Origin of the sequence: Lacisediminihabitans changchengi (genome assembly GCF_016634425.1) — a bacterium.
GTDB classification, from domain to species: Bacteria; Actinomycetota; Actinomycetes; order Actinomycetales; family Microbacteriaceae; genus Lacisediminihabitans; species Lacisediminihabitans changchengi.
Map to the genome: position 1 here is coordinate 833,455 of NZ_JAEPES010000001.1, position 17,920 is coordinate 851,374.

A 17,920-nucleotide genomic window follows, 5' to 3' on the forward strand; every position below is an offset into this window, starting at 1 on the left:
ACCCGTCGATGAGGACTGGAGTGCGGCTCGGCATCGACGTGGGCAAAGCCCGCATCGGTGTTGCCCGCAGTGACCCGCACGGCATGCTCGCGACCCCCGTGGAGACCGTTGCGCGCGGACCCGGCGACGTCGCCAGGATCGTGGCGATCGCGCGCGAACTGGAGGCCGTCGAAGTGGTCGTCGGGCTCCCGCTCGCCTTGTCCGGCAACGAGACGGCGTCGACGCAAGACGCGAAGGACTTCGCGCGTGACCTGTTCACCGCTGTCGGCGTGCCGGTGCGAATGGTGGATGAGCGGCTATCGACGGTGTCGGCGGGGCGTGCGCTGCAGGCATCCGGTCGCAACACCAAGAAGCAACGTCCGGTCATCGATCAGGTGGCCGCTGTTATCATTTTGCAACATGCCCTCGACTTCGAGCGCTCTGGGGGACTGACCCCGGGAACACTCCTCGACCCGGACGAAGGACAGTAACGCGTGGCAGATGAACCGAGCTGGGACGAGATCTTCACCTCCCAACCAGGTGCGCAGATACCGAAAACACCGGAGCCGGGGTCACCGCAGATCCCCACTGGTGCATCGTCGACCCCCGATCGTCCGCTGACCCGTCGGCAGTTGCGCGAGGCTCACGACGCTGCGGCCGCTCCGCGCCAACGCAGCACCTACGAGCCCCCGGTCGATCATTACGGACTGCCGCCGGCTCCGAAGCGCAAGCGCAAGCTGACCTGGCTGTGGGCTCTACTCAGCGTGATCGTGCTGCTCGGAGCAGGCACGGCCGCGGTGTACGTTGCGTTCGGCCCGCAGATCCGTCACGTGCTCGGCACCGAGGAGCCCAACGACTACGTCGGATCGGGCACCGGCAAGGTCGTCGTGACCATCACGAACGGCCAGATCGGGGCGGATGTCGCCACGACGCTCGCGAAGGACGGCGTCACCAAGAGCTACGACGCCTTCTACAAACTGTTGCTGACGAAGCCTGATGTGAGCTTCCACCCCGGTAGTTACGCGCTGAAGAGCCGCATGAGTGCCAAGGCGGCTCTCGCCGCGCTCATCGATCCGGCCAATAAGGTCACCACCCAGGTGTCACTGCCGGAGGGCATCTCGGTCAAGGGAGTCATCTCGAGGCTCGGCGCCCTGAGTGAGAGCACCGGTGTCACCGCGGATCAGCTCACCGCGGCCTCGACCGACCTCGCCTCCTTCGGCCTGCCCGCCGACGCTCCGAGTCTCGAGGGCTACCTGTTCCCGGCCACCTACAGCTTCGATCCGGGCACAGACGCCCACGCGATGCTGCAGACGATGGTGACCAAGATGTTCTCGGTGCTGGACGCCGCGGGCGTCGCCCCGGCCGACCGCAACCGCGTGCTGACCCTCGCCGCTCTCACCCAGAAGGAGGGCGGCAGCGTGCAGGACTTCTACAAGGTCGCGCGAGTCTGGGACAACCGCCTCGCCCAGGGAATGAACCTGCAGTCGGATGCCACGGTCAGCTACGGGGCCGGAAGCACGTCGATCAACACCACGCCGGCGCAGCGTGCAGACAAGTCGAACAAGTACAACACCTACGCCAATCCGGGGCTGCCCATCGGGCCGATCTCCAACCCGGGGGAGAAGGCGATCGACGCGACCCTGCACCCTGCCGACGGCAAATGGCTGTATTTTGTCGTGGTGAACTGCTCGACCGGCGAGTCCGCGTTCTCCGATACCTATGCGCAGCACCAGGCCGCGATCGGTCAGCTCGATGCCTGGCTCAAGGCCAACCCCGGTGGCTGCAACTGAGCACGCCGGAGTGAGTGCTCGATTGGCCGTGCTAGGCCATCCGATCGCGCACTCCAAGTCTCCGGCGTTGCATGCCGCCGCCTATAGCGTGCTCGGTCTCGATTGGAGCTATGACGCCCAGGACGTGACGGGGGAGACCCTCGGCGCGTTCATCGAGTCTCGCGACGGTGCGTGGCGCGGCCTCTCGCTGACCATGCCGCTCAAGCGGGACGTGTTGCCGCTGCTCCACGGTATCGACCACTTCGCCGAACTCACCGGCGGCGCCAACACGGTCCTCTTCGACGGTGGGAAGCTCCGTGGCTTCAACACCGACGTCCATGGCGTCGTCGAGGCTTTCCGCGGCGTCGGTATCGAGCGGCTCGGCTCGGTGCGCGTGCTCGGCGGCGGAGCGACCGCCGCCTCGGTTCTCGTGGCGGTGCAGCGGATGGGCGCCGAACGGGTGGCGCTGGCGGTGCGGGCACCCGAGCGGCTCGGGTCGCTCATCTCCCTCGCCGAGCGGCTCGACCTCGCGTTGACCGTGGAGACGCTGGGCACCTTTGACCCGGCATTCGTGACGGATGCCGTGGTCAGCACGTTACCCAATGGAACCGAGCTCTCGTTCCGACCGGCAGCCCTCGCGGCTGTGACTGTGGCGGGGGGTGCCCTCTTCGATGTCGCCTACGAGCCATGGCCTACCGTGTTGGCGGCAGGGTGGGCCGGCCCGGTGATCCCAGGGCTCGAGATGCTCGCCCACCAGGCTCTCGTGCAGGTGAGGATCTTCGTGAATGCCTCGCCCGACGCGGAGCTGCCGGGCGAGGCATCCGTTTTCCAGGCGATGCGTAGCGCGGTAGGACTGGGCTGAGCCGACCCGCGCGCTGTGGGAGGATTTGGGGGTCGGTCTCCGCGAGGAGCCGACCACAGCTGAGAGGACTGGCATGCTGCGTTGGTTGACCGCGGGTGAGTCGCACGGCCCGGAGTTGGTCGCGATCCTGGAGGGCATGCCCGCCGGAGTGCCGGTGTCTCCCGAGGCGATCCAAGCCGACCTTCACCGCCGCACGCTGGGCTACGGTCGCGGCGCCCGGCAGAAGTTCGAGCAGGATGCGCTGAGCATCAGCGGCGGGATCCGTTTCGGTCTCACGATGGGCAGCCCGGTCGCGCTGCGCATCGGCAACACCGAGTGGCCGCGCTGGACCGCCGTCATGAGCGCGGTGCCCGTCGACCCCGAGACCCTCCCCGCGGGGCGAGGAGCAGCGCTGACCCGCCCGCGCCCCGGCCACGCCGACCTGGTCGGCATGCAGAAGTACGGTTTCGACGAGTCGCGGAACGTGCTGGAGCGGGCAAGCGCGCGCGAGACCGCCGCGCGTGTCGCCCTCGGCGCCGTCGCCCGGTCGTTTCTGGCCGAGCTGGGCATTCAGCTGGTCTCCCACACCCTCTCCATCGGCCCTGTGCGCGTGCCAGAAGGCAGCACGCTGCCGGGACCGGCGGATGTCGCTGCCCTCGACCTCGACCCCCTGCGCTGTTTCGACGCCACGACCTCGGCACTCATGGTCGAGGAGGTCGACCGCGCCCACGACGACGGCGACACCCTCGGCGGAGTGGTCGAGGTGCTCGCCTACAACGTGCCCCCCGGCCTTGGGTCGTACACCCATTGGGACCGCCGACTCGACTCGCAGCTCGCTGCCGCACTGATGGGGATCCAGGCGATCAAGGGTGTCGAGGTCGGCGACGGCTTCGCCACCGCGGCCCGCCGCGGATCGCGTGCACACGACGAGCTGTTCCAGACGGACGACGGCATCGTGCGCTCCACCGATCGGGCCGGCGGTACCGAGGGTGGGATGAGCACGGGAACCGTGCTGAGGGTAAGTGCGGCGATGAAGCCGATCTCCACGGTGCCGCACGCGCTGCGCACCGTTGACGTCGCCGCGGGTGGGGCCGCAGAGGCACATCACCAACGCTCCGACGTCTGCGCGGTCCCCGCCGCGGGCGTCGTGGCCGAGGCGATGGTGGCCCTGGTGCTCGCGAACGCCGTGCTGGAGAAGTTCGGCGGAGATTCCATCGTGGAGACCAAGCGCAACCTCGACGGATATCTGGCGGCGATCCCGGAGAACCTGCGCACGGCATCCGCGTCCGACAGCAGCGCCGGCCAGAACAGCAGCGCGGGCTCGTGAGCCCGGCGCCACACGTCGTGCTGATCGGCCCGCCCGGTGCGGGCAAGACCCGGTTGGGCAAGCGCGTCGCGCGCATCCTGCGCACAGACTTCATCGACACCGACCGCCGTATCGTCGCCCAGCATGGTCCGATCGCGCAGATCTTTGGCGAGCAGGGCGAGGTCGCCTTCCGTCGTTTCGAACGCGAGGTCGTCGCGCAGGCGCTCACCGAGCGCGCAGTGGTGTCGCTCGGCGGGGGAGCGGTGCTCGACCGGGACACCCAACGCGAGCTTGCACGACTGCGCGTCGCGCTGATCACGGTGAGTCCCGAGGCCGTCGAGGCCCGCATCGCCGGGTCGAAGCGGCCGCTGGTCGCCGACGGCATCGCATCGTGGTCGGCGCTGGTCGAGGCGCGACGCGAAACCTACGAACGTCTGGCGACGCGCACCTGGGACACCAGCCATCGCCCCATCGAGCACATCGCGGCGGAGATCGCGGCCTGGGTCGAGGCCCCGGTACTCACAGAGGAAGCACCATGAGCACCAGCATCATCACCGTTCCCGGCACCGACTCGTACGACGTTCTCGTCGGACGCGGCATCCTCGGCCAACTGCCCGAGTTGATCGGACCGGACGTCCGCAAGGTGCTGATCGTGCACCCGCCCACGCTCGGGGCCCGTGCCGAGAAGCTGCGTTCGTCGCTCAGCGACCGATATGAGGTTCTCCTGGCCGAGGTTCCGGATGCCGAGACCGGCAAGCGGGTCGAGGTCGCGGCGTTCTGTTGGCAGATCCTCGGGCAGTCGGACTTCACTCGCTCCGACCTCGTCATCGGTTTCGGCGGCGGTGCGGTGACCGACCTGGCCGGCTTCGTGGCGGCCACCTGGCTGCGCGGTGTGCGCCTCATTCAGGTCCCCACCACCCTGCTCGGCATGGTCGATGCCTCGATCGGCGGCAAGACCGGCATCAATACCAACGAGGGCAAGAACCTGGTCGGGGCGTTCTACGCTCCGTCCGCCGTGCTGGTCGATCTCGACACGCTCGACGGGCTGAGCCAGATGGAGATTCTGGCCGGCTTCGGCGAGGTGGTCAAGGCCGGGTTCATCGCCGAACCCGAGATCCTCGACATCATCGAGCGGGATGTGGATGTCGCGACGAACCCGCAGAGCGAGGAGTTCCGTCGCATGGTGGAGCTCTCCATCGCGCTGAAGGCCCGCGTCGTCGGCGAGGACTTTACCGAGCACGGGCTACGCGAGATCCTGAATTACGGTCACACGCTCGGGCACGCGATCGAGTACGCGGAGCGGTTCCAGTGGCGGCACGGCGCTGCCGTCGCCATCGGTATGGTGTACGCGGCGGAGCTGGGCCGGCTCACCGGACGGCTGTCGGATGCGGTCGTGGATCGGCACCGCAGCATCCTCACGTCTCTGCAACTGCCGATCGGCTACCCGGCCGGGCGCTGGCAGACCCTGCTCTCGGTGATGAAGCGGGACAAGAAGGCGCGCGGCAGCATGCTGCGCTTCATCGTGCTCGACGACATCGCCAAGCCGACCGTGCTCACCGGTCCGGATGAGAGCCTGCTGTTCGCGGCCTACCAGGAGATCGGCCTGTAGCGCTGCCGCTGATTGAGTAGCGCACGCCGTCTACGGCGTACGCGTATCGAAATCGGGGCCTCGCTGCTCGACCGGCGGGTCGGGCGCTAGCCTGAGCGCATGGAATCCTCACGTCCGATTGTGCTGCTCACCGGACTGGGCAGAAGCATCGGCATCGCCGCCGGAATCGCCGAGCAGCTGGCCCGGGACGGCTGGGACATCGCCTTCGTCTACAACGCTGAATACGACGCCACCCTGAACGGCGGCGCTGGCGATGTCAAGGGAATCGAGGAGAGTCTGCGCGCCCTCGGCGCGCAGACCCTCGCCATCAACGCCGACCTCGCCGAGCCGGAGGTCGCCACCGCCGTCTTCGATGTCGCCGAGACGCTCGGACCGGTCAGCGCGCTGGTTCTCAGCCACGCCCACAGCGTCAACGCCACGCTGCTCACGGAGACGATCGAGGGCTTCGACCGGCACTTCGCGGTGAACACGCGCGCGAGCTGGCTGCTGATGCGAGAACTCGCCCGGCGATTCATCGGCACCTCCGGGCGCATCGTCGCTCTCACGAGCGACGCGATCGATGGCGAGATCGCCTACGGGGCGAGCAAGGGCGCCCTCGATCGATTGGTGCGAGCCGCCGCGGCGGAGTTCGGGCCGCTCGGCATCAGCGCCAATCTGCTGAACCCCGGCCCGATCGACACCGGGTGGATGACCCAGCAGATCCGCGAATGGGGGATCGAGCAGACCCCGGCCGGCCGTCTCGGTACCCCGGCGGACATCGCGGCCCTCGTGTCGTTTCTGCTCTCCGAGCGCGGGGGCTGGATCAGCGGGCAGCTGCTGAAGGCCGACGGCGGCTTCAGCACGTACCGGTAGTGAGCTAGGGCTGAGCAGCGCCGATATGCTCGCAGCATGCCCAGCATCCTCGTCCTCAACGGCCCCAACCTCGGCCGCCTCGGTTCTCGTGAGCCCGAGGTGTACGGCAGCGGAACCCTCGAAGATCTGCGGGCCGAACTGAGCGAGGCTGCCCCTCCTGGATACGACCTCGACCTGCGTCAGACCGACGACGAGGCCGAACTGATCTCCTGGCTGCACGAGGCGGTAGATCGAGGCTGCCCGGTCATCCTGAATCCCGCAGCCTTCACGCACTACTCGTACGGGCTGCGGGATGCCGCGGCTCTGGTCTCGAAAGCGGGCCTGATCCTCATCGAGGTGCACATCTCGAACCCGCACTCGCGGGAGGCCTTCCGGCACACCAGCGTGATCTCCGGCGTCGCGACCGGGATCATCGCGGGCTTCGGGTTCGACTCCTACCGGCTGGCCATCCGCGCGATCGACCTCAAGCTCGGATAACGCGGGCTCGGATACCGGGTAGACTTCATAGCTGGTTTCCCCTTGCGGGATCGCTTCCTTCCCCAACTTCACCATTCCTCATAGATACGGATTCACAGTCATGGCCTCTACCGCTGACATCAGGAACGGCGTCGTTCTCAACATGGACGGCCAGCTCTGGACCGTGATCGACTTCCAGCACGTCAAGCCCGGCAAGGGTGGGGCGTTCGTTCGCACCAAGGTCAAGAACGTCATGAGTGGCAAGGTTGTCGACCGCACGTTCAACGCCGGCGCGAAGATCGAGACCGAGACGGTCGACCGCTCCGAGTTCCAGTACCTCTACGCGGACGGCGAGAACTACGTCTTCATGGACGTGGGAAACTACGACCAGATCACCCTGACCGCCGCGCAGGTCGGTGACGCTGCCAACTTCATGCTCGAGAACCAGAACGTGACGATCGCGCTGCACAACGAGGCTCCGCTCTACGTCGAGCTGCCGGCATCCGTCACGCTGGAGATCACCTACACGGAGCCCGGCCTGCAGGGCGACCGCTCCACGGGTGGCACCAAGCCCGCGACCGTCGAGACCGGATACCAGATCCAGGTTCCGCTGTTCCTCGAGACCGGTACCAAGGTCAAGGTCGACACCCGCGACGGCAGCTACCTCGGCCGCGTCAACTAATGAGCGCACGGACGAAGGCGCGTAAGCGCGCCATCGACCTGCTGTACGGCGCAGACCTCCGCGAGATCTCCCTCAATCAGGCGATCGAGATGGAGGCCGAACGGGCCAAGGCAGATCCGAACCGCTGGAACTCCTGGATCTATGCGCGCCAGATCGTCGAGGGGATCGCCGAGCACGGCGACGAGATCGACGAGCTGATCGAGACCTATGCGCAGGGCTGGACCATCAATCGGATGCCCGTCACCGACCGTGCGATCATCCGCATCGGTATCTGGGAGATCCTGTTCAACGACGAGGTGCCGGATGGCGTGGCCATCGACGAGGCGGTGGAGGCGGCCAAGTCGCTCAGCACCGACGATTCGGGCAGCTTCGTGAACGGCCTCCTCGGCCGCATCGCCCAAACCCGCGCCTGAGCCCTTCCGCGCGACCGCACTCCTACTCTCGCGATCGCTGATCTCCCCTTCCGAAATGAAGGAAACGTTCCGCGACGGTCGGTGTGTCGGCGTCGACACTCCGGCGGGCGCCTAGTTTTGCCTTCATTTCGGAAGAGAGTGGGCGGAGTAGGTGGCGGAGTGTGGGGCGGCGAGTGGGCAGGAGGCCGCTCACGGATCGGGTAGGGTTGAGTCATCCAGACATCCTTTAACTTCCGTCCTGTGAGGCGGGGAAGGAGGTCAGATTGCCCGCACGAATCGTGCTTCAGCAAGCTGATATCACCCGCGCGTTGACCCGCATCTCCCACGAGATCCTCGAATCGGTCCGCGACGGCGACAGGCTCGTGATCCTCGGCATTCCGACGCGCGGCATCGTGCTGGCGGAGCGAATTGCCGAGATCATCCGATCGGTGTCCGATCAGCAGGTGGCGCTCGGCACGCTCGACGTGACGATGTACCGCGACGATCTTGACCGCAATCCGACTCGCAGCCCCGCACCGACCCAGATGCCGGCCGATGGCATCGACGGCGCGGTCGTCGTACTCGTCGATGACGTGCTCTACTCGGGCCGCACCATTCGTGCTGCTCTCGACGCGCTGCAGGCGATCGGCCGCCCGCGCTTCGTGCGCCTGGCCACCCTGGTCGATCGCGGTCATCGGGAGTTGCCTATCCGCCCGGACTTCGTCGGCAAGAATCTGCCCTCATCGCGCTCCGAGCGCATCAACGTGCATCTGACCGAGATCGACGGCGACGAGTTCGTCAGTATCGATGGACCCAGCATCGACGGACCCAGCATCGATGGACCGCGTATCGATGAGCGCGCGGAAGGAGCAGCATCGTGAGACACCTGCTCAGCACCCGCGACCTCGGCCGCGACGAGGCCATCGCCATTCTCGACGTCGCCGAAGACATGGCGGATGTCGCCGACCGTGAGGTGCGCAAACTCCCGACCCTGCGCGGCAAGACCGTCGTCAATCTCTTCTTCGAGGACTCCACGCGCACCCGCATCTCGTTCGAGGCCGCGGCCAAGCGGCTGAGCGCGGACGTGATCAACTTCTCGGCGAAGGGGTCGAGCGTCTCCAAGGGCGAGAGCCTCAAAGACACCGCGCAGACCCTCGCTGCTATCGGTGCGGATGCCGTGGTCATCCGGCACGGCGCATCTGGAGCGCCCCTGGTTCTCGCCCAGTCAGCCTGGATCGATGCGGCGATCATCAACGCCGGCGACGGCACCCACGAGCACCCCACCCAGGCGCTGCTCGACGCCTTCACCATCCGGCGCCGGCTGCACGGTCGAGGCTCGCGCGGTCGGGCGCTCGACGGGGTGTCGGTGACCATCGTCGGGGACATCCTTCACTCCCGTGTGGCTCGCTCGAACGTCTGGCTGCTCTCGACCCTCGGCGCCGAGGTCACCCTGGTCGCCCCAGCAACGCTGCTTCCGGTAGGAGTGCGAGACTGGCCGGTCGCGGTGACCTACGACCTCGATGAGGCGCTCGATGCCATCCCCGACGTGGTGATGATGCTGCGCATCCAGAGCGAGCGGATGCACGCCGCCTTCTTCCCCAACGCTCGCGAGTACTCGCGGCAGTGGGGTCTCGGCGACGAGCGGCTCGCCCGGCTCGCCGCGGATAGCATCGTCATGCACCCTGGCCCGATGAACCGTGGCCTCGAGATCTCGTCCGGAGCGGCGGATTCGCCGCGCTCGACGGTGCTCGAACAGGTCGCCAACGGCGTCTCGGTGCGGATGGCAGTGCTGTACCTCGCGCTGTCCGGGCAGCGGGGGCTCGCCGAATCCACATCCGTCAGTCACGCAGGGAGCAACCGATGACCACCATCCTCGTCAAGGGCGCAACGCTTGCCGACGGCAGCGGCAGCGACATCCTGGTGCGTGACGGCCGAATCGCCGAGCTGGGCAGCAACCTCTCGGATGCGGCGGCCGAGATCATCCACGCCGACGGCCTCCTGGCGCTTCCGGGCCTGGTCGACCTCCACACGCATCTGCGCGAGCCCGGCTTCGAGCAGAGCGAGACGGTACTCACAGGTTCGCGGGCAGCGGCCATCGGCGGCTTCACCACGGTGCACGCCATGGCGAACACGTCACCCGTCTCCGATACGGCCGGGGTCGTCGAGCAGGTGCAGCGCCTCGGCGAGGACGCCGGCTACGTCACGGTGCGCCCGATCGGTGCGGTCACCGTGGGGCTCGAGGGGCAGCAGCTCAGCGAGATCGGCGCCATGGCCGGCAGCCGCGCCCGAGTGCGGGTGTTCTCCGACGACGGCAAGTGTGTCTCAGACGCCCTGCTGATGCGCCGTGCGCTCGAGTACGTCAGCACCTTCGGCGGCGTCGTCGCCCAGCACGCGCAAGAGCCCAGGCTCACCGAGGGTGCCCAGATGAACGAGGGCACACTGTCGGGCGAACTCGGGCTGGCCGGGTGGCCCGCAGTCGCCGAGGAATCGATCATCGCCCGCGATGTGCTGCTCGCCCAACACGTCGGCGCCCGCCTGCACATCTGCCACGTCTCCACCGCCGGCTCGGTCGACGTCGTGCGCTGGGCCAAGGCTCGCGGGATCGACGTGACCGCCGAGGTCACCCCGCACCACCTGCTGCTCACCGAGCAGCCGGTGTCGAGCTACGACTCCCGGTACAAGGTCAACCCGCCGCTCCGCTCGGAGGAGGATGTGCTCGCGCTGCGCGAGGGCCTCGCCGACGGAACCATCGACATCGTCGCCACCGACCACGCTCCGCATCCGGTCGAGGCGAAAGACTGCGAGTGGGGAGCTGCCGCCTTCGGCATGGTCGGCCTCGAGTCCGCGCTGAGTGTGGTGCAGGCATCCGTCGTCGACACCGGCATGCTCGGTTGGGAAGATGTCGCCCGGGTGCTCTCCCGAGTGCCGGCCGAGATCGGTCTGGTTCCCGGCTACGAGTTCGGCATCGCGGTCGGAGCCCCCGCCGAGTTCACGCTCTACGACACGAACGCGAGCCGCGTCTTCGGCCTGAGCGACCTGCACGGCAAGGGCATCAACTCGCCCTACCTGTCGATGCCGCTGCCGGGGCGCGTGCTCACCACCGTGCATCGCGGCTACGTCACGGTGCGCGACGGTGAACTGGTCGACGCTGAGACCATCGCGGGGTTCGCTCGCACGAACCCGCAGGCGGTGAGCCTGCGTGGATAGAACCACCTCGACCACGATCGTCGTCATCGTCATCCTGCTCGCCCTCGTCGGCATGGTGCTCAGCTGGCGGGCACGCCAGCGTCGGCACGCGAGTCTCGGGGTTCCGGATGCCGTCCCGGCGAATCCGGGAGCCACCCTCTTCAGCACCGAGAGCTTCTATGCCGCCACGACCCTCGCCAACGAACCGCTCAATCGCGTGGCCGTCCGCGGGCTCGGCTTCCGCGGTCGGGCGACCATCACGGTCACCACGACCGGCGTGATCCTCGGCATCGCCGGAACGCCGGAGGCATTCATCCCCTCGGCTGCCCTTCGCGCGGTGGAGCGGGCCACCTTCACCATCGACCGCGTGGTCGAGAGCGGGGGACTGGTGGTCATCGCCTGGACCCTGCACGGCACTACCTCGACCGACGTCGACTCCTTCTTCCGCGTGACCGACCCCGCGGACCTCACCCCCCTGATCGACGCCATCACGGGACTCATTCCCGCTGAGGCCACGCCCGGAAAGGCATCATGAGTCGTTTCGACCCGGCATTCTTCGTCCTCGAGGACGGCACCCGTTACACCGGCCACGCCTACGGAGCGCGAGGCCGCAGCCTCGGCGAGGCGGTCTTCACCACCGGCATGACCGGCTACCAGGAGACCATCACCGACCCGTCGTATGCGGGGCAGATCGTCATCATGACGGCTCCGCACATCGGCAACACCGGCGTGAACGACGAAGACCCGGAATCCCGGCGCATCTGGGTCGAGGGCTTCGTCGTGCGCGACCCCTCCCGAGTGGTCTCCAATTACCGGGCAACCGGCAGTCTCGACGACCAGCTGGTGACGGAGGGAGTCGTCGGCATCAGCGGCATCGACACCCGCGCGGTCACCCTGCGACTGCGGGACGCCGGCGTGATGCGCTCCGGCATATTCTCGGGAGCGGATGCCGAGCTCAGCGCCGAAGAACAGCTCGCCATCGTGCGGGCCGGCGCCGAGATGACCGGCCAGAACCTCTCCGGCCAGGTCTCGGTGACCGAGCGTCGCGTGGTCGAGGCAGACGGTGAGAAGATCGGCACCGTCGCGGTGCTCGACCTCGGCGTGAAGGAATCCACCCTCCGCTACCTCGCGGCCCGCGGCCTCGAGGTCGTCGTGCTACCCCAGTCGGTCACCGCGGCCGAGCTGCTCGAGCTCAAGCCGAACGCGCTGTTCTTCTCCAACGGTCCGGGCGACCCGGCCGCCTCCGACCAGCACGTCGAACTGTTGCGGGCCGGGCTGCGCGCCGGGCTCCCGTTCTTCGGCATCTGCTTCGGCAACCAGCTGCTCGGCCGTGCGCTCGGGCTCGACACCTACAAGCTGCCTTTCGGCCACCGCGGAATAAACCAGCCGGTGGTCGACAAGACCACGGGCAAGGTCGAGATCACCTCGCACAACCACGGTTTCGCCGTGCAGGCCCCGCTCGACGGACCGTTCGACTCGCCCGCAGGCTTCGGCCGGGTCGAGGTGAGCCACGTCAACCTCAACGACGACGTAGTGGAGGGCCTCAACGCCCTCGACATCCCCGCCTTCTCCGTGCAGTACCACCCGGAGGCCGCCGCCGGCCCCCACGACGCCAACTACCTATTCGACCGGTTCCGCGACCTCATCGTCGTCGCGAAGGCCTTCACGACCCCTGAAAGCGAAGCGAAGTAATGCCCAAGCGCGACGACATCCACTCCGTCCTCGTCATCGGCTCCGGCCCGATCGTGATCGGTCAGGCCGCGGAGTTCGACTACTCGGGAACCCAGGCCTGCCGCGCCCTGCGTGAAGAAGGCATCCGGGTCATCCTGATCAACTCGAACCCGGCGACGATCATGACCGACCCCGACTTCGCCGACGCCACCTACGTCGAGCCGATCACCTGGGAGGTCATCGAGACCATCATCGCCAAGGAGAAGCCGGATGCCATCCTGCCGACTCTCGGCGGCCAGACCGCTCTGAACGCGGCCATCCAGCTGCACCACCACGGCATCCTGGAGAAGTACGACGTCGAGCTGATCGGCGCCAACTTCGAGGCGATCAACAAGGGCGAGGACCGCCAGATCTTCAAGCAGCTGGTGCTGGACGCCGGCGCGGATGTCGCCCGCTCCCACATCGCCCACACCGTCGAAGAGGCGGTCGGCTTCGCCGCAGACCTCGGGTATCCGCTGGTCGTGCGCCCGTCGTTCACCATGGGTGGCCTCGGCTCGGGCTTCGCCTATACGCCGGAGGAGCTCATCCGGATCGTCACCGACGGTCTTCACCAGAGCCCGACGACGGAGGTTCTGCTCGAGGAGTCGATCCTCGGCTGGAAGGAGTACGAGCTCGAGCTGATGCGCGACACCGCTGATAACACGGTCGTCGTCTGCTCGATCGAGAACGTCGACCCGGTCGGCGTGCACACCGGCGACTCGATCACAGTCGCCCCGGCGCTCACCCTCACCGACCGCGAGTACCAGAACCTGCGCGACATCGGCATCGACATCATCCGCGCGGTCGGCGTCGACACCGGCGGCTGCAACATCCAGTTCGCCATCGACCCGTCGAACGGCCGCGTCATCGTCATCGAGATGAACCCGCGCGTGTCCCGCTCGTCGGCGCTGGCATCGAAGGCCACCGGCTTCCCGATCGCGAAGATCGCCGCCAAACTCGCCATCGGTTACCGCCTCGACGAGATCCCGAACGACATCACCAAGGTGACCCCGGCAAGCTTCGAGCCGACCCTCGACTACGTCGTCGTGAAGGTGCCGCGCTTTGCCTTCGAGAAGTTCCCGGCGGCGGATGCCACGCTGACCACCACCATGAAGTCGGTCGGCGAGGCCATGGCGATCGGCCGCAACTACTCGACCGCTTTGCAGAAGGCGCTGCGCTCGCTCGAGAAGCGCGGCTCCAGCTTCCACTGGAACGGCGTGCCCGGCGACAAGGCCGCGCTGCTGGCCAAGGCCTCCGTGCCCACCGACGGCCGCATCGTCACCGTGCAGCAGGCGCTGCGGGCCGGCGCGACGATCGAGGAGGTCTTCGAGTCGACCAAGATCGATCCGTGGTTCATCGACCAGATCGTGCTGATCAACGAGGTCGCCGAGGAGATCGGATCCTTCCACGAGCTCGACGAGCGCATCCTGCGGCTGGCGAAAGACCACGGCTTCAGCGACGTACAGATCGCGGAACTCCGGGGGATCGACGAGGCGGAGGTGCGCAGCATCCGTCATTCGCACGGTGTGCGTCCGGTGTTCAAGACCGTCGACACCTGCGCCGGCGAGTTCCCGGCGCTGACCCCGTACCACTACTCGAGCTACGACCTCGAGTCCGAGGTGCGGCCGAGCGACCGCCGCAAGGTCGTCATCCTCGGCTCCGGCCCGAACCGCATCGGCCAGGGAGTCGAGTTCGACTACTCCTGCGTGCAGGCGAGCTTTGCGCTCTCCGAGGCGGGCTACGAGACGATCATGATCAACTGCAATCCCGAGACGGTCTCTACCGACTACGACACCAGTGACCGCCTGTACTTCGAGCCGCTCACTCTCGAAGACGTGCTCGAGGTCATCCACGCGGAGAGCCAGAGCGGCGAGCTCGTGGGCGTCGTCGTGCAACTCGGCGGTCAGACCGCCCTCGGTCTCGCCAAGGGTCTCAAGGCCGCCGGCGTCACCATCCTCGGCACCACGCCCGAGGCGATCGACCTGGCCGAAGAGCGCGGGCTGTTCCAGGGGATTCTGGATGCCGCGGGGCTGGTCGCACCGCGCAACGGCACGGCTTTCGACTACGAGGGTGCCGTCGCGGTCGCGGAGGAGATCGGCTACCCGGTGCTCGTTCGTCCGTCGTACGTGCTCGGTGGCCGCGGCATGGAGATCGTCTACGACAGCCCGTCGCTCGACGACTACTTCGTGCGGGTCGCCGACCAGGGAATCGTCGGTGCAGAGCACCCGTTGCTGGTCGACCGCTTCCTGGATGACGCCATCGAGATCGACATCGACGCGCTCTACGACGGCACCGAGCTCTACGTCGGCGGCGTGATGGAGCACATCGAGGAGGCCGGAATCCACTCCGGTGACTCGAGTTGCACCCTTCCGCCGGTGACCCTCGGCCGCGAGCAGATCGCCCGGGTCGTCGAGGCCACCCGCGCCATCGCCGAGGGCGTCGGCGTGCGCGGTCTGATCAACGTGCAGTTCGCGATCGGCGCCGGGGTGCTCTATGTGCTCGAAGCGAACCCCCGGGCCTCCCGCACGGTCCCGTTCGTGGCGAAGGCACTCGGGCTGCCGATCGCGAAGGCCGCCTCGCTGATCATGGTGGGGGAGAGCATCCGTTCCCTCGTCGAGAGCGGGATGCTGCCCGAAGCCGACGGCTCGATCGTGCCGATGGACTCGCCGGTCGCCGTGAAGGAAGCGGTGCTGCCGTTCAAGCGCTTCCGCACCAAGGACGGGCTGATCGTCGACTCAGTGCTCGGGCCGGAGATGCGGTCAACCGGAGAGGTGATGGGAATCGATGCGAACTTCCCGACCGCCTTCGCCAAGAGCCAGGAAGCCGCGTACGGCGGGCTGCCGACCAGCGGATCGGTGTTCGTGTCGGTCGCCGATCGCGACAAGCGCGCGATCATCCTTCCGGTACTGCGCCTGCAGCAGCTCGGCTTCGAGATCCTCGGCACCATCGGCACCGCGGAGGTACTCAGCCGCAACGGCATCACCGCCACCGTCGTGCGCAAGTACGACCAGGGCGAGGCGACGCTGGCGGGGGAGCCCTCGATCGTCGACCTGATCAACCGCGGCGAGGTCGACATCGTGATCAACACGCCGAGCGGACGAGCCGCCCGCGCGGACGGCTATGAGATCCGCGCCGCGGCGGTCGCTGCGGACCTGCCGCTGTTCACCACCATCGCTCAGCTCGGCGCCGCCGTGGCGTCGATCGAGGCGACCGCGAACAGTTTCGACGTGAAGTCGCTCCAGGACTACGCGCTCGAGCGTGCCGAGCGACTGGCGGTGCTCGTTGGCTGATTCCGCGTCGCCACATTCCGCGGCACCAATCCGCGGGTTCGGTGAACGGCTGACCAAGGTCTTTGATCGTCTCGGTCAGCTCTGCGTCGGCATCGATCCGCACCCGTATCTGCTCGAGCAGTGGGGGCTTCCCGATACCGCAGCGGGGCTCCGTGAGTTCGGACTCTCCGTCGTGGCCGCCACGGTCGACGGCGACGCCGGGATCATCAAGCCGCAGGTTGCCTTCTTCGAGCGTCACGGCGCTGCAGGGTTCTCCGCCCTCGAAGACGTGATCGCCGCGGCCCGTCATTCCGGCCTTCTCGTGATCGCCGACGCCAAGCGCGGCGACCTGGGAACCAGCGTCGAAGCCTACGGTCAGGCCTGGCTCACGCCAGGAAGCCCGCTGGAGGCCGATGCGATGACCATCAGTGCCTACATGGGCGTCGGCTCGATCCAGGCTCCGATGGAGCTCGCCGAAGCCACCGGCAAGGGCCTATTCGTGCTGGCGGCGACGTCGAACCCCGAGGCTCGCTCACTCCAGACGGCACGGCTGGGAGGCGGACAGACCGTTGCGTCCAGTATCGTCAGTGACGTGGTGGAGTGGAATCGAGCACAGGGCGCTGAGCGCGTGATGGGGTCTGTCGGTCTGGTGCTCGGTGCGACCGTGGATTTCGCCGACTACGCCATCGATCTCGACAGTCTCTCGGGTGTTGCGGCCACACCCGTTCTCGCGCCGGGCTTCGGGCACCAGGGTGCGAGCTTCTCCGATCTCGGCCGGATCTATGGTGCCGCGGTCGGGTCGACCGTCGTTGCCGCATCCCGCAGCATCCTGCATGCCGGTCCCGATGGCGTCGCGGAGGCCGTGGCGGCCCAGGCTGCGGAGGTGCGGGCATGCCGCGCGTAGCTCCCCCCGACGTCGACCGTGTCGCCGCAGCCCAGGCCGCGGTGGCCGCTCGCCGTGCGCGAGCGGCAGTCAAGCAGGACATTCACGATCGCAAGCGCAGCGCCCTCGAGGTAGCCGAGGCCGCCTGGACCGGCGAGCACACGGCCCCCGAGGCGACCCTTCGGGTGCGGGAACTGCTGACGAGCATGCCGGGCCTCGGACCCACACGAGTGGCGCGGGTGATGGAGCAGCTCGAAATCGCCGAGTCGAAGCGGGTCGGGGGGCTGGGCATCCGTCAGCGTCGTCGCCTGCTCGAGTGGCTGGTCGCCCGCGAGCACCGTGGATCGACGCCGGAGCCGGCACGGTTGGTCGTGCTGGCCGGGCCCACTGCCGTGGGCAAGGGAACGGTCTCCACTTACATCCGCGACAACTACCCCGATGTTCACCTCTCGGTGTCGGCCACCACCCGCACGGCCCGGCCCGGTGAGGTCGATGGGGTGCACTACTTCTTCGTCAGTGATGACGAGTTCGACCAGCTGATCGAATCCGGCCAGATGCTCGAGACCGCGACGGTGCACAACAGCTTCCGCTACGGCACTCCGCGTCCGCCGATCGACGCCGCGCTGGCCGAGGGCAAGAGCGTGCTGCTCGAGATCGATCTGCAGGGCGCACGCTCGGTGCGCCGCGCGATGCCGGAGGCCGTTCTGGTATTTCTGCTGCCCCCGACCTGGGAAGAACTCGTCCGCCGGCTGATCGGCCGGGGCACCGAAGACTCCGTGGAGCAGGCGCGTCGGCTCGAGACGGCCAAGATCGAGCTGGCCGCGCAGGATGAATTCGACTACAAGGTGATCAATAGCGAGGTGAGTCGCGCGGCCCAGGAGGTCGTCGACCTGCTCTCCTGAGTCATCATCCGGGGCGGATGACCGGCGAACTTGCGCGAGGCCGTAGACTTGACGTTCACCCCCAGATTTGAATTTTTGGAGTAC

Annotated in this window: 18 protein-coding genes; all 18 read left to right on the top strand. The window is 67.5% G+C overall.

What is annotated here, in order from left to right; all coding sequences use genetic code 11:
• The first annotated feature begins 8 nt into the window (after positions 1–8).
• The 18 genes from ruvX (at position 9) to gmk (ending at position 17,836) form a co-directional block, all read left to right on the top strand.
• Positions 9–470, top strand: a complete 462-nt coding sequence (ruvX, locus tag IV501_RS03940; RefSeq protein ID WP_200555072.1) for a Holliday junction resolvase RuvX — start codon at positions 9–11, stop codon at positions 468–470.
• Between the two features lie 3 nt (positions 471–473).
• Entirely contained in the window at positions 474–1,769 is a 1,296-nt protein-coding gene (gene mltG / locus IV501_RS03945) for an endolytic transglycosylase MltG (RefSeq protein WP_307812167.1), read from the top strand.
• A 10-nt stretch (positions 1,770–1,779) separates the two neighbouring features.
• The gene (locus tag IV501_RS03950; RefSeq protein WP_307812168.1) at positions 1,780–2,610 is read left to right on the top strand and encodes a shikimate dehydrogenase family protein; all 831 of its coding nucleotides are present in this window, start codon (positions 1,780–1,782) and stop codon (positions 2,608–2,610) included.
• 73 nt (positions 2,611–2,683) lie between these two features.
• Positions 2,684–3,916 carry a chorismate synthase gene (aroC, locus tag IV501_RS03955; RefSeq protein ID WP_200555074.1) on the top strand — a complete coding sequence of 411 codons (1,233 nt, stop codon included), beginning with the start codon at positions 2,684–2,686 and terminating at the stop codon, positions 3,914–3,916.
• Positions 3,913–4,434 carry a shikimate kinase gene (locus tag IV501_RS03960; protein ID WP_307812169.1) on the top strand — a complete coding sequence of 174 codons (522 nt, stop codon included), beginning with the start codon at positions 3,913–3,915 and terminating at the stop codon, positions 4,432–4,434. Before aroC ends, IV501_RS03960 begins: the two co-directional genes overlap by 4 nt.
• Complete coding sequence (gene aroB, locus IV501_RS03965; RefSeq protein WP_200555075.1) at positions 4,431–5,504, top strand: 3-dehydroquinate synthase; 1,074 nt, start codon at positions 4,431–4,433, stop codon at positions 5,502–5,504. Before IV501_RS03960 ends, aroB begins: the two co-directional genes overlap by 4 nt.
• Positions 5,505–5,603: 99 nt before the next feature.
• Positions 5,604–6,356, top strand: coding sequence for an SDR family oxidoreductase (locus IV501_RS03970; RefSeq protein ID WP_200555076.1), 753 nt, complete (start codon positions 5,604–5,606; stop codon positions 6,354–6,356).
• Between the two features lie 36 nt (positions 6,357–6,392).
• Positions 6,393–6,833 (top strand): type II 3-dehydroquinate dehydratase, encoded by a 441-nt coding sequence (locus IV501_RS03975; RefSeq protein WP_200555077.1) that lies wholly within the window; start codon positions 6,393–6,395, stop codon positions 6,831–6,833.
• 100 nt (positions 6,834–6,933) lie between these two features.
• Positions 6,934–7,494, top strand: a complete 561-nt coding sequence (efp, locus tag IV501_RS03980; RefSeq protein WP_200555078.1) for an elongation factor P — start codon at positions 6,934–6,936, stop codon at positions 7,492–7,494.
• Complete coding sequence (gene nusB, locus IV501_RS03985; protein ID WP_200555079.1) at positions 7,494–7,907, top strand: transcription antitermination factor NusB; 414 nt, start codon at positions 7,494–7,496, stop codon at positions 7,905–7,907. Before efp ends, nusB begins: the two co-directional genes overlap by 1 nt.
• A 263-nt stretch (positions 7,908–8,170) precedes the next feature.
• On the top strand, positions 8,171–8,767 hold the full coding sequence (pyrR, locus tag IV501_RS03990; protein ID WP_200555080.1) for a bifunctional pyr operon transcriptional regulator/uracil phosphoribosyltransferase PyrR: 597 nt from the start codon (positions 8,171–8,173) through the stop codon (positions 8,765–8,767).
• A complete protein-coding gene (locus IV501_RS03995) occupies positions 8,764–9,750 on the top strand; it encodes an aspartate carbamoyltransferase catalytic subunit (protein WP_200555081.1) in 987 nt (328 codons plus the stop codon). Before pyrR ends, IV501_RS03995 begins: the two co-directional genes overlap by 4 nt.
• Complete coding sequence (locus IV501_RS04000) at positions 9,747–11,093, top strand: dihydroorotase (RefSeq protein WP_200555082.1); 1,347 nt, start codon at positions 9,747–9,749, stop codon at positions 11,091–11,093. Before IV501_RS03995 ends, IV501_RS04000 begins: the two co-directional genes overlap by 4 nt.
• The gene (locus IV501_RS04005) at positions 11,086–11,607 is read left to right on the top strand and encodes a PH-like domain-containing protein (protein ID WP_200555083.1); all 522 of its coding nucleotides are present in this window, start codon (positions 11,086–11,088) and stop codon (positions 11,605–11,607) included. The genes IV501_RS04000 and IV501_RS04005 overlap by 8 nt, the downstream gene beginning before the upstream one ends.
• Positions 11,604–12,764, top strand: a complete 1,161-nt coding sequence (gene carA / locus IV501_RS04010; protein WP_200555084.1) for a glutamine-hydrolyzing carbamoyl-phosphate synthase small subunit — start codon at positions 11,604–11,606, stop codon at positions 12,762–12,764. The genes IV501_RS04005 and carA overlap by 4 nt, the downstream gene beginning before the upstream one ends.
• Positions 12,764–16,072 (top strand): carbamoyl-phosphate synthase large subunit, encoded by a 3,309-nt coding sequence (gene carB, locus IV501_RS04015; protein ID WP_200555085.1) that lies wholly within the window; start codon positions 12,764–12,766, stop codon positions 16,070–16,072. Before carA ends, carB begins: the two co-directional genes overlap by 1 nt.
• Positions 16,065–16,955, top strand: a complete 891-nt coding sequence (pyrF, locus tag IV501_RS04020) for an orotidine-5'-phosphate decarboxylase (protein ID WP_234698110.1) — start codon at positions 16,065–16,067, stop codon at positions 16,953–16,955. Before carB ends, pyrF begins: the two co-directional genes overlap by 8 nt.
• Positions 16,943–17,836: a guanylate kinase gene (gene gmk, locus IV501_RS04025; protein ID WP_200555086.1), complete on the top strand. Its 894-nt coding sequence runs from the start codon at positions 16,943–16,945 to the stop codon at positions 17,834–17,836. Before pyrF ends, gmk begins: the two co-directional genes overlap by 13 nt.
• Positions 17,837–17,920: the final 84 nt, after the last annotated feature.